Annotated in this window: 9 protein-coding genes; all 9 read left to right on the top strand. The window is 75.9% G+C overall.

What is annotated here, in order from left to right; translation table 11 throughout:
- Positions 1–18: 18 nt before the first annotated feature.
- Genes IF88_RS0102705 through IF88_RS0102750 form a run of 9 tightly spaced genes read left to right on the top strand, consistent with a single transcriptional unit; the run spans position 19 to position 11,822 of the window.
- Complete coding sequence (locus tag IF88_RS0102705; RefSeq protein ID WP_030706921.1) at positions 19–1,107, top strand: hypothetical protein; 1,089 nt, start codon at positions 19–21, stop codon at positions 1,105–1,107.
- 19 nt (positions 1,108–1,126) lie between these two features.
- On the top strand, positions 1,127–2,326 hold the full coding sequence (locus tag IF88_RS0102710; RefSeq protein ID WP_078892664.1) for a glycosyltransferase: 1,200 nt from the start codon (positions 1,127–1,129) through the stop codon (positions 2,324–2,326).
- Entirely contained in the window at positions 2,323–3,861 is a 1,539-nt protein-coding gene (locus IF88_RS0102720; protein WP_420710896.1) for an exopolysaccharide biosynthesis polyprenyl glycosylphosphotransferase, read from the top strand. Before IF88_RS0102710 ends, IF88_RS0102720 begins: the two co-directional genes overlap by 4 nt.
- A complete protein-coding gene (locus IF88_RS0102725) occupies positions 3,861–5,267 on the top strand; it encodes an O-antigen ligase family protein (protein ID WP_078892666.1) in 1,407 nt (468 codons plus the stop codon). The genes IF88_RS0102720 and IF88_RS0102725 overlap by 1 nt, the downstream gene beginning before the upstream one ends.
- Positions 5,264–7,684 (top strand): lipid II flippase MurJ, encoded by a 2,421-nt coding sequence (locus IF88_RS0102730; RefSeq protein ID WP_420710897.1) that lies wholly within the window; start codon positions 5,264–5,266, stop codon positions 7,682–7,684. Before IF88_RS0102725 ends, IF88_RS0102730 begins: the two co-directional genes overlap by 4 nt.
- The gene (locus IF88_RS0102735; protein ID WP_030706926.1) at positions 7,674–8,453 is read left to right on the top strand and encodes a polysaccharide deacetylase family protein; all 780 of its coding nucleotides are present in this window, start codon (positions 7,674–7,676) and stop codon (positions 8,451–8,453) included. Before IF88_RS0102730 ends, IF88_RS0102735 begins: the two co-directional genes overlap by 11 nt.
- Positions 8,450–9,811 (top strand): glycosyltransferase, encoded by a 1,362-nt coding sequence (locus tag IF88_RS0102740; RefSeq protein WP_078892668.1) that lies wholly within the window; start codon positions 8,450–8,452, stop codon positions 9,809–9,811. The genes IF88_RS0102735 and IF88_RS0102740 overlap by 4 nt, the downstream gene beginning before the upstream one ends.
- Before the next feature lie 47 nt (positions 9,812–9,858).
- On the top strand, positions 9,859–10,683 hold the full coding sequence (locus IF88_RS39975) for a YveK family protein (RefSeq protein WP_234323423.1): 825 nt from the start codon (positions 9,859–9,861) through the stop codon (positions 10,681–10,683).
- Positions 10,680–11,822, top strand: coding sequence for a GNAT family N-acetyltransferase (locus tag IF88_RS0102750; RefSeq protein WP_030706929.1), 1,143 nt, complete (start codon positions 10,680–10,682; stop codon positions 11,820–11,822). The genes IF88_RS39975 and IF88_RS0102750 overlap by 4 nt, the downstream gene beginning before the upstream one ends.
- The last annotated feature ends 4 nt before the right edge of the window (positions 11,823–11,826 follow it).

Raw genomic sequence — 11,826 nt, forward strand, 5'->3', positions numbered from 1 at the left:
GAAAATGGAGACAGGGTCATGGGTTCCTCCCGCAGAATCCTCGGCACGCTCGGTCTGCTGTCCTGCCTCACCCTTTCCGCGACCGCCCCGATGGCGTGGGCGGCGCCCGGTCCCAAGGAGCTGCCCCGGGTTCCGTTCACCCAGCGTTACCAGGCCGTGCAGCACGGCGGGCTGGTACGGGCCTCCAACTCCGGCATCAGCTGCCGCAGGGAGGAGTCCCCGCAGGCCGAACCCTGCGCCGACGTGAAGCGCGGCGCGGCCGGCGTCAACAGCGACTTCGAGATGTTCTACAGCGAGGTCGACAAGGACCCGGACACCTACAACTCCACCCGCGCCGAGCTCAAGGTCCCGCAGGGCGCGAAGGTCTCGTACGCCCGCCTCTACTGGGGCGGGAACCTGCGGGTGGGCGAGCAGAAGCCGCCGGAGGACAACGGCCGGGTGCTGGTCGCCGAGCCCGGCGGCGCGTACAAGGAGGTCCTGGCCGACACGGTGATGGGCCACCGCTCGGACGCGGGCAGCGATGCCTACCAGGCCTCCGCCGACGTGACCCCGCTGGTCCGCAAGGGCGGCGCGGGCATGTGGACGGTGGCACAGCTCAACATCGCCATGGGCCACTCCGAGGTGGGGGCCTGGGGCGGCTGGACGCTCGTCGTCGCCTACGAGCACCCGCAGGAGCCCCTGCGCCGGATCTCGCTGTGGGACGGCTTCGAGGGGATCGCCGCCCGCGCCGGGGACGGGACGGTCGAGATCGAGGGCCTGAACGCGCCGGCCGGGTCCGCCGGCCGGGTCGGGGTGGTTGCGTACGACGGAGACCGCGGCACCCTCGGGGACTCACTCACCGTGACGGCCGACAGTGGGCGCCGGGTGAGCCTCAGTGACGGAGAAAATCCTTTTAATGATGTTATGAATTCCACGATCACGGAATTCGGCGACCAGTCGTTCGTGCGGCAGCCCGAACATGTGAACAATCTCGGATATGACGCGGACGTCTTCGACCTGAGTCCCGTCCTGTCCGGTGGCGCCCGCAGCCTGAACTTCAGGTTCACGGGTGAAAGTCAGGGTCATTTCCTCGGTGTGCTCTTCGTTCAGACAGACGCGCGCCGCTGAACGTAGGAGACCACTCCACGTGCCCACACAACCTCGGGCGGCACAGCCCACGACCGTCCTCCATCTCGTACAGCCCGTCGACGGCGGTGTGGCCAGGGTCGTCACCGACCTCGTCCGCGCCCAGACCGCCGACGGCCTCCGTGCCGTCGTCGGCTGCCCGCCCGGCGGCACCCTCGGCGACGCCGCCCGTTCCGCCGGCGCCGAGGTGCTCACCTGGCGGGCCGGGCGGGCTCCCGGACCCGGGCTGCCCGCCGAGGTGCTCGGCGCCCGGCAGCTGCTCCGCCGGGTGCGGCCCGACCTGCTGCACGCCCACAGCGCCAAGGCCGGACTCGCCGGGCGGCTCGCCGCGCGCGGCACCGTGCCCACCGTCTTCCAGCCCCACGCCTGGTCCTTCGACGCGGTCGGCGGGGCCACCGGCGCGCTCGCCCTGCGCTGGGAGCGGTACGGGGCCCGCTGGGCCGACCGGGTGCTCTGCGTCAGCGAGGCCGAACGCCGCGCGGGCGAGACCGAGGGCGTCACCGCCCGCTGGTCGGTGATCCGCAACGGCGTGGACCTGGACCACTTCCGCCCCGGCGGACCGGACCCCGGACCGGACCGGGCCCGGGCGCGCGCCGAACTGCCGCTGCCCGCCGCCTTCCTTGACGGCCTGGTGGACGGGGGTCCGCTCGCCGTCTGCGTGGGCCGGATCTGCCTCCAGAAGGGTCAGGACATCCTGCTGCGAGCCTGGCCGGAGCTGCTGGGCACCGTCCCCGGAGCCCGACTCGCGCTCGTCGGCGACGGCCCCGACACCGAACGGCTGCGTCGAACGGCCCCACCCGGCGTGCTCTTCGCGGGCGCCGCCGCGGACATCCGACCGTGGCTTCGGGCCGCCGATCTCGTTGTACTGCCGTCGCGGTGGGAAGGCATGGCGCTCGCCCCGCTCGAAGCCATGGCCTGCGGTCGGCCGGTCCTGGTCTCCGACGTCAGCGGCGCCCGGGAGAGCCTGCCGCCCGGCCAGGGACGCCTGTGCCTGGTGCCGCCGGAGGACCCGACGGCGCTGGCCAAGGCCCTGGGACGGCTGCTCGCCGAGCCGCGGCTCCTCGCCGAACTGGGGGAGCAGGCCAGGCAGCACGCCCGGACCGACTTCGACGTGCGGCGGACCACGGAAGCGGTCACCGGCCTGTACCACGAACTGCTGGGCAGGCCCCGGCCCTTGAACCAGGAGCGCATCAGCCGATGACGATGGACAGCGCACCCGCCCGGCACACCGGGCAGGGCGGCACGGGGCCCGCCGGCGGCAGCGCCTTCGCGCCCGCGCCACACGCGGCGGGCCGCCGCTCCGCGACCGCCATCCACCCCCCGCGCGGGCCCAGGACGGACCAGGCCAGGTCCGCCGTGCGCCCGCAGCGGGTCCGTCGCCGCGGCCGGGTACTGCCGCTGCTCACCGCCGACGCGCTGGCCGCCGTACTCACCGCGACCACCCTGCCCGCACCGGCGCTGCCGGCCCCGGTGGCGGTGCCGGCCGTCGCCGCCCTCCCCCTGCTGCTCGCCGCGCTGCACGCGCAGGCGGGGCTGTACCGGCCTCGGCTCGCGCCCTACGCGCTCCTCGAACTGCCCGCGCTGGCCGGCCGGTCCGCCGTCCTGTGGTGCGGGGCGGCCGCCGTACTGGCCGCCGTGGACCCGGCGCGGGCCCTGGGCTGGAACGTCCTCTTCACCGCCGTCTGCCTCCAGGTCGTCCTGGCCTGCGCGGGACGCGGCCTCGTCAACCAGCTCCAGCGCCGCGCGGCCGTCCGCCGGCCCGCCTCCGCCCTCGTCGTCGGACCCGGCGCCGGGGCGGCCGCGGTGGCCGCCGCCCTCCACGGCCGCCCCGAGTTCGGGCTGCGCCCGGTCGGCCTCGCCGACACCTCGGCCGGCGCCGAGGCCGACAGCGGCGCCCTGCCCTACCTCGCCACCCACGAGGACATCCGGCGCGCGGTCATCCAGAACTCGGTCCGGCACGCGGTGTTCACCCGCCCGCCGGAGGCCGACGAGCGCACCGCCTCCCTCGTCCGGCTCTTCCACGACCACGGCTGCCGGATGTGGCTCGCCGACCCGGCCGGCACCGCCAAGGTCACCGGGATGCGCCTCGCGCACCCCGCCGACCAGCTGTGGGGGTACGCCGTGCAGCCGCTGCTGCCGCGCCCGGCCCGGCCGCTGGAGCGCTGGGCCAAGCGGGGCATCGACTCGGTGCTCGCGCTGGTCGCGCTGATCGCCGCCGCACCCGTGCTGGGTCTGTGCGCGCTGGCCGTACGGCTCTGGGACGGGCCGGGGGTGATCTTCCGGCAGGAGCGGGTCGGCCTGTACGGGCGCCCCTTCACCCTGCTGAAGTTCCGTACCCTGCGCGCCGACGAGCACGAGGCCGCCACCCGCTGGAGCGTCGCGGGCGACCGCGGGATGAGCCCGGTGGGCTCCTTCCTGCGCAAGTCCTCGCTGGACGAGCTGCCGCAGCTGTGGAACGTCGTGCGCGGCGACATGAGCCTGGTCGGACCGCGCCCCGAACGGCCCTTCTTCGTCGCGAAGTTCTCCACCGTCCACCCCGGCTACGAGGCCCGCCACCGGATGCCCGTCGGCATCACCGGCCTCGCCCAGATCAACGGCCTGCGCGGGGACACCTCCATCGAGGACCGGGCCCGCTTCGACAACCACTACATCGACACCTGGTCGCTGTGGCAGGACCTGTGGATCCTCGCCCGCACCGCGGCCTCCTTCTTCCGCTTCCGGCTGGGGGGCAGCTGATGAGCCTCGTCGTCTCCGGTCACCGGGCCCTGCCCGGCCTGCCGGTCCTGCTGCGCCGGCACTGGCCGCTGCTGCCGCTCGCCGCGACCGTGCTGTTCCTGCTCGCCCCGCTCCCGGCGGGGGACGCGACCGCCTCCGGGAAGGTCGGTCCGGCCGACGCCGCCTCGCTGCTGCTGGCGTTCGTCTGCGCGGTGCAGGCGCTGCGCGGCCGGGTGCGGGCGCTGACCCCGCTGGGCGTGCTCGTGCTCGGCACGCCGGCCGTGGGCCTCGCCATCGCGACGATGACCGCGGGGGATCCGTACGCCGCCCTGCCGGGCTTCGTCCGCTACCTCCAGGTCTTCGTGCTCGTCCCGGCGGCCGTGGTGCTGCTGGTGCGCGACGCCGCGGAGTTCCGGCTGGCCGCCGGGTGCTTCGTGGTCCTGGCGCTGGTGCAGGGCGCGGTGGGGGTCGTGCAGTACGCCACCCACACCGGGGCCTCTTACCAGGGCCAGGACGTCCGTGCCGTGGGCACCTTCGGCCCCGGTGACGTCATGGGCATGGCCACCGTGGTGGCGTACGGGCTGATCGTGGCCACCGCGGTCGGGCTGGCGCCCGGGCTGCCGCGGCGGGTCCGGCGGATCGGCGGGGCCGTGGCGCTGGTGCTGGTGCTGCCGCTGGTGCTGTCGTTCAGCAGGGGCGTGTGGATCGCCACCGCCGGCGCGGCGGTGCTCGTGATGGTGCTGGCCGGGATCCGGCGGGCGCTGAAGGTGCTCCTCGCGCTCGCCGCGGCGGGTGTGGTCCTGGTGGGCGGCCTCGGCGTCGGCTCCGACATGGTCGCCGAGCGGCTGACCTCCATCACCCAGGTTTCCAGCGCCCCCGACCAGTCGGTGACCGACCGCTACACGATGTGGGCCGCGGCCGAGTCCATGTGGCGCGAGCGGCCCGCGGTGGGGGTGGGGCTGAAGGGCTTCCCGGCCAACCGCGACGGGCACTCCTCGCTGGGGCTCTCCTCCGGCAGTGACACCGCGGGCGCGGGACAGGCGTACCTGCGCCAGCCGCTGCTCTCCCCGCACAACATGTACCTGCTGGTCCTGAGCGAGCAGGGGCTGATCGGGCTGATCGCACTGGCGGGCGGCTGGGCCGCGCTGCTGGTGGCGGGGCTCCGGCGGCTCGCCGCCCGCGAGGGCATGCGGGACTGCGGGCTGATCGCGATCGGGCTGGTCGTGTGGCAGCTGACCGACTTCCTGTACGCGGACATCGGGGGGCCGTCCACGGTCCTCACCGGGGTGATCATCGGCCTGGCGGCCTGGTGGGCGCTGCCCTCCCCGCAGGACGCGGGTCCACCGCGCGGGGCGGCCGCGCCGTCCGGGGCGGCCGGCGGTGCGGGTGCACGGGGTAGGGCCCCCGGGGTTGCGGCTCGCCCGTGACGGACACCACGCCTTGGCGGCCCGCCTCCGGCCCCCCGGCCGGGGCGGGCCACGCCCGTGTCCCGGGTGCCCCGGACCTGCGTCCCCCGCGGCCGGTCCCCGGCTCCACCGGCCACGCGGCCGGACGCCAGGCCGGGCAGGATCCGGCCGGTACTCCGGGCCCTTCGGCCCCCGACGTCGCGGCGGGGCCCGTGCCGGGCGGCGAGCCGGCCGTGCGGGAGGGCCTGTTCGGATCCGCCGGCCACGCCCGGAACGTCCCCGTGCCCGGGTCACCCGGCGCCGGAGCGGACCCGGCCGCCCCCGGTTCCGCCGTCGGGGGGCCGGGCCCGGGCGGCCACGGGGCGGCGCCCCGTCCGGCCACCGCGGCAGATCCGGCCGTGCCCGTTCCGGCGGCCCCGCGGCTCGTCGCCGGAGGCCGTCCGGGCCCGGGCGGCGCCGTGCCGGTTCCGGCGGACCCGGGCTTCGTCGCCGGGGGCCTGCCGGGCGGTGAGCCGGCCGTGCGGCAGCCCGTGTTCGGCTCCGCCGGCCGTCAGGGCGGGTCCTCGGGACGACGCGGCGTACGGGTGGCCGCGCGCGCCGCGGGCGCGCCGGCCGACGCGCCCGAAGCCCCGGCGCCGGCGGCCGGCCGCCCCGGCCACGTCCGTCGCGTGGGCGAGCCCTCCGTACCCGCCGCCCCCGGCGGGGCCCCGGCGGCGCCCACCGGGGGCCGGTTCGGCAGGGCCCGCGGCGCCGGCGGGACCTCCGCCCCCGGCGCCCCCGGCGGCAGCCGGACGGCCGGGTCCGCCGAGCTCCCCGACCCCGCCACCCCCGGCGGGAGCCCGCCGCTCGGTAGGTTCCTGGCGAAGGCCGCCGCGGTCACCGCGGGCCTGACCGCCGCCGGCGCGGTGTTCGGGCTCGTGCGCGACCAGGCCATCGCGCACCTCTTCGGCGCCGGGCACGACAGCGACGCCTTCCTGATCGCCTGGACCGTGCCCGAGATGGCCTCGACGCTGCTCATCGAGGACGCCATGGCGCTGCTGATGGTGCCCGCGTTCAGCCACGCCCTGGCCCGCCGGGCCGCCAGCCGGGCGGGCCTCACCCGCAAGGAGGCCCGCGCCCAGGACCCCGTACGGCTGCTCGTGGCGGCCACCCTGCCCCGGCTCGCCGTGTTCGTGGCCGCCGTCGCCTCCCTGCTCATCGTGGCCGCGCCGGCGGTCGTCGCCGTGCTCGCGCCCGGCCTGCCCGACCCCGAACTGGCCGTCCAGTGCACCCGGATGACGGCCCTGACCGTCATCTCCTTCGGCATCGCCGGATACTTCAGCGCTGCGCTGCGGGCCCACCGCTCCTTCGTGCCGCCCGCCGCGATCTACGTCTCCTACAACGTCGGGATCATCGGCACCATGGTCGCCCTGAACGCCCTGTGGGGCGTGCGGGCGGCCGCCGCGGGCGTCGCCGTCGGCGGGCTGCTGATGGTCCTCATCCAGCTGCCCGCCTTCATCCGCAACGTGGGCTTCGGCCCGCCCCGCGCCAAGAGGGCCCCGCGCAGCCAGCGCGACCGCGACCGCCCCACCCTCATCGCCTTCGGGGTGATCGCCCCGGTGATCTTCTTCGCCGTCTTCCGGCAGTCGCAGGTGCTCGTCGAGCGGTTCCTGGCCGCCTCGCTCCCGCCCGGGGCGATCTCGCACCTCAACTACGCGCAGAAGGTCGCGCAGATGCCGATGGTGCTCTCCCTGATGATCTGCACCGTCACCTTCCCCGTCGTCGCCCAGGCCATGGCCGGCGGGGAGCTGGAGAAGGCCCGGCGCCGCGTGGAGCAGGACCTCGCGCTGGCCTCGCTCGCCGTCCTCATGGGCACCGCCCTCGTCATCGGCTACGCGCCCCAGATCATCCAGGTCCTCTTCGAACGCGGCGCCTTCACCCATCAGGACACCCTCGCCACCGCCTCCGTCATGCGCGTCTACGGAGCCGGACTCCTCGGCCACTGCCTCGTCGGGGCACTGTCCCGGCCCTTCTTCTCGACCGCCCGGCCCACCTGGTTCCCGGCGTTCGCGATGGGCGCCGGACTGCTCGTCAACATCGTGGCCGGAGCCTTCGCCGTCGGCTGGTGGGGCACCTACGGGATCGCCGCCGCCAACGCCGCCGGCATCTCCACCACCGCCGCCCTGCTGCTCACCGGGCTCGGCTCGCGGATCATCGCCATCCAGGTCCGCCGGGTCGCCGTCAGCATCGGACGGCTCGCCGTCGCCGCCGTCGCCGCCTGCGCCACCGGCTGGATCGCCGGGCCGAAGATCCCCGACCCGATGCTCAGTGCCGCCCTCGGCTGCCTGCTGGTCCCGGCCATGTTCGGAGCCACCGGCATGGCCATACGCGCCCTCGAAGTCACCGCCCTGCCCGGTCAGATCTCCCAGTTCACGCAGAGGTTCCGCAATGTCCGCTGACACCGACACGGCCCCCGCCGCCGTGCTGGTCCCCGCCCGCCGGACCGCTTCGCCGTGGGTCCTGATGTACCACTCGGTCGCCGAGTTCACCGACCCCGCCGAGGATCCGTACGGCATCACCGTCACCCCGCAGACGCTGGAGGCCCAGCTGCTGTGGCTGGACTCCCGCGGCCTGCGCGGGGTCTCGGTCGGCGAACTCCTCCGGGCCCGCGCGGCCGGCCGCGGCGCCGGGCTGGTCGGGCTGACCTTCGACGACGGTTACACCGACTTCCTCACGCACGCGCTGCCGCTGCTGCGACGCCACGAGTTCACCTCCACCCTCTTCGTGCTGCCCGGACGGCTCGGTGTGGACAACGTGTGGGACCCGCTGGGCCCGCGCAAGTCGCTGCTCACCGCCGAGGGCATCCGCGAAGTCGCCGACTCCGGACAGGAGATCGGCTCGCACGGCCTGCTCCACCAGGACCTCACCGCGGCCCCCGACGACGTCCTCCAGCAGGAGCTCCGCGGCAGCCGCGACCTGCTGCGCGAGCTGACCGGAACCCTGCCCGAGGGGTTCTGCTACCCGTACGGGCACCTCGACGTCCGGGTCGTCGACGCCACCCGCGCCGCCGGCTACGCGTACGCCTGCGCCATCGACCCCGGCCGGCTCGCCGGCCCGCACGCCCTGCCCCGCACCCACGTCAGCCAGGCCGACGGCGGCGCCCGGCTGCGGATCAAGCAGCTGCGCCACCAGGCGCAGGAGCTGCGTCGCCGGGCGGTGCGCCGGTGAAGGCCCTGCACATCATCACCGGCCTCGGGGTCGGCGGCGCCGAGCAACAACTGCGCCTGCTGCTGCGGCACATGCCGATGCAGTGCGACGTGCTGACGCTGACCAACCCCGGGCCGGTGGCCGAAGGGCTGCGCGCCGACGGGGTCCGGGTCGTGCACCTGGGGATGCGGGGCAACCGGGACCTGGGGGCGCTGCCGCGGCTGGTGCGGTTCATCCGGCGCGGCGAGTACGACCTCGTGCACACCCACCTGTACCGGGCCTGCGTGTACGGGCGCCTCGCGGCCCGGCTCGCGGGCGCCCGGGCGACCGTGGCCACCGAACACTCCCTCGGCGAGGGCGAGATCGAGGGCCGGCCGCTGTCCGGCGGGGTACGGGCCCTGTACCTGGCCTCGGAACGCCTCGGCGCGGCGACCGTGGCCGTGTCCGACACCGTCGCCGCCCGGCTGGAGGGGTGGGGGGTGCCGGCCGCGCGGGTGCACGTCGTCCCGAACGGGATCGAGGCCGTCCGCTTCCGCTTCGAGGAGGGCGTCCGGCGCTCCACCCGGGCCCGGACCGGCCTGCCCGAACGCGCCTTCGTCGTCGGCGGCGTCGGGCGGCTGGTCCCGGGCAAGCGGTTCGACGTCCTGGTGCGGGCCGTGGCCGCGCTGCCGGGAGCGCACCTGCTGCTGGCCGGGGACGGGCCGGAGCGGGCGGGGCTGCGCCGGCTGGCCGCCGAGCTCGGCGCGCAGAGCCGGATCCACCTGCTGGGGGAGCGGGACCCGCTGGGCGACAGCGCGGACGGCCGCACCCCGGGCATCCCGGCGCTGCTGGCAGCCATGGACGTCTTCGTCTCCCCGTCGCGGGAGGAGGCCTTCGGGCTCGCGGTCGTGGAGGCGCTGGCCGCCGGACTCCCCGTCCTGCACGTGACCTGCCCGGCCATCGACGACCTGCCCGCCGCCCAGGCCCCCGGGGCCCGCCGCATCGGTACCGGCACGGAAGAACTGGTCGCGGCGCTGCGCGGGCACATGGAGGCGGGAGCGCGCCGGCTGCCCCCGCCGCCGGTGGTCCGCCGCTACGACATCGCCCGCAGCGCGCGGCAGCTGCTGGACGTGTACGACCTCGCCCTCTCGGCCGCGCCGGGCACCGCCGGAGCCGCCCGGAGTCCGGGCGCTCAGGGCGCGCAGCCCGCTCCGGGCGCTCCGGGCCCGTCGAGTCCGCCGGGCCCCGCCGGCCGGGACCCGGCGCTGCCGGAACCGTCGGTCCCGGGCGCCGCCGGGCCCGGGCGGGTGCCCGGCGCCGGGGCCGCCACCGGAACCGTCGTCGGTGCCCGGCGCGAGCCGGCGGGCCCCGGACCGGCGGAACCGACCGGAACCGGCTGAACCGTCCCCTCCCCGAACCACCCTCCACCCAGGAAGCGAGCACGCTCATGGCCGATACGACCGATCAGAAGAAGTCCGACAAGAAGCCCGAGCACAAGTCGGAGCAGAAGGCCGAGAGGAAGACCGCCGAGCGGAAGCCGGACCACCGCTCCGAGCGGAAGTCGCGGCGGCGGCTGCCGAAGCCCCCCGCCTGGTGGCCGCTGCCCGTGTGCGCCGTGCTGGGGCTGGCCGCGGGCGGGGCGTACGGGGTGCTTAAGGCCCCCGAGTACGCCGCCACCAGCTATGTCGTCGCCGTGCCCGACGAGACCACCGAGCCGGCCACCGCCCTCGGCTTCGCGCAGGCGTACGCCCGGATCGCCACCAGCAGTTCCACCCTCGGCTACGCCCAGCCCCGAGCGGGCATCACCGCCCGTCAGCTGCGGACCCAGGTGCGGGCCGAGACCTCGCCCGAGTCCCCGATGATCGCCATCACGGGCACCTCGAAGAGCCCGTCCGAGGCCGCCGACATCGCGAACGCGGTGGCCGACGCCCTGTCGCTCAGCAGCAACCAGGCCGCCAAGAACACCGGGGTCCAGCTGCTCCTCTTCAACCAGGCCGTGGCTCCGACCGAGCCCGCCTCCCCGTCCGCCGCCATCAGCGGCGCCGTCGGGATGTGCGCCGGCGGGCTGCTCGGCGGGCTGTGGCTGCTCGCCCGCCCGGGCCGGGCGCGGCGCTCCGAGGAGCCCGGGGACGGGCCCGCGGTCCAGGCCCCGGCCCGGGCCGTGGCCGCGGCGCTGGCCGAGCCCGCGGTGGCGTCCCCGGTCGAGGAGTACGCCTCACTCCCCGCCCAGGGTGAGCCCACCTCGGCCAAGGAGAAGGAGTCCGTGCGATGAGTCCGGGCTCCGCCGGGGCCCTGTCGGTGACGCTGTGCCGCGACCCCCGGCAGTTCGCCGCGCTGGAGGAGCCGTGGAACCGGCTCTTCCGCGGCTGTCCCACCGCCACCCCCTTCCAGAGCCACGCCTGGCTGCACTCCTGGTGGCTGTCGTACGGGAAGGACGGCCGGCTCCGGATCGTCCTCGTCCGGCGCGGCGAGGAACTGGTCGGCGCGGCCGCACTGATGCTCGTCCACCGGCCGATGCCGCTGCTGGTGCCGCTCGGCGGCCCCATCACCGACTACTTCGACGTGCTCGTAGCCGCGGAGCACGCCGAGCAGGTCGTCCCGGCGCTGGCCCACGGGCTGCACCGGGCCGGCCGCCGGGCCGTCGTCGACCTGCGGGAGGTGCGTCCCGGTGCGGCCGCCGAGGAGCTGTACCGGCAGTGGCCCGGGGTCCGCGCCCGGCTCGCCGACTCCACGTGCATGGAACTGCCCACGCTGCCCTTCGACGAGCTGGTCAAACGCATGCCGGCCTCCGGCGCCCAGCGGGTGCGGGCCAAGCTGCGCAAGACCGACGCGGCCGGGATCGAGGAGCACGAGGTCACCGAGCAGGAAGTGCCGCGTGCCGTACGGACCCTGCTGCGGCTGCACGAGAAGCAGTGGCGCGGCCGCGGGGTGACCCCCGAACACCTGAGGCCCCGCTTCGCCGAGCACCTGACCCGGGCCACTCGGCGGATGGTGCGGGCGGGGGAGGGCCGGCTGACGGAGTTCCGGCTGGACGGGAAGGTGGTGGCGGCCAACGTCACGCTGCTGTCGGCCGGACTCAGCGGCGGCTACCTCTACGGGGCCGACCCGGACCTGCGGACCCGGAAGGTGGACGTGGCGACGCTGCTGCTGCGCTACGAGGCCGGGCGGGCCCTCGCCGAGGGCAGGCCGGTGGTGAGCTTCCTGCGCGGCAACGAGCCGTACAAGAACCACTGGCGGCCCGAGACGGTCGTGAACCAGCGGTTCCTGCTGGCCACCAGCGCGCTCGCGCCCCTGCTGCGGCTGCACGAGTCGCAGCTGACGGGGCGCGAGCGGGCGGTGGACGCGCTGAGGGAGGCGTTGCCGGCCGCCAGGGACTGGCGGGCGCGGCTCAACGAACTGCGGGTGCGATGACCCG

This window comes from Streptomyces sp. NRRL F-2580, from assembly GCF_000720115.1.
GTDB lineage: Bacteria > Actinomycetota > Actinomycetes > Streptomycetales > Streptomycetaceae > Streptomyces.

Bases quoted from the DNA above. Each gene is read 5' to 3' on its own strand.
- IF88_RS0102705 (WP_030706921.1), top strand. From the start codon at position 19: ATGGGTTCCTCCCGCAGAATCCTCGGCACGCTCGGTCTGCTGTCCTGC.
- IF88_RS0102720 (WP_420710896.1), top strand. From the start codon at position 2,323: ATGACGATGGACAGCGCACCCGCCCGGCACACCGGGCAGGGCGGCACG.
- IF88_RS0102725 (WP_078892666.1), top strand. From the start codon at position 3,861: ATGAGCCTCGTCGTCTCCGGTCACCGGGCCCTGCCCGGCCTGCCGGTC.
- IF88_RS0102735 (WP_030706926.1), top strand. From the start codon at position 7,674: ATGTCCGCTGACACCGACACGGCCCCCGCCGCCGTGCTGGTCCCCGCC.
- IF88_RS39975 (WP_234323423.1), top strand. From the start codon at position 9,859: ATGGCCGATACGACCGATCAGAAGAAGTCCGACAAGAAGCCCGAGCAC.
- IF88_RS0102750 (WP_030706929.1), top strand. From the start codon at position 10,680: ATGAGTCCGGGCTCCGCCGGGGCCCTGTCGGTGACGCTGTGCCGCGAC.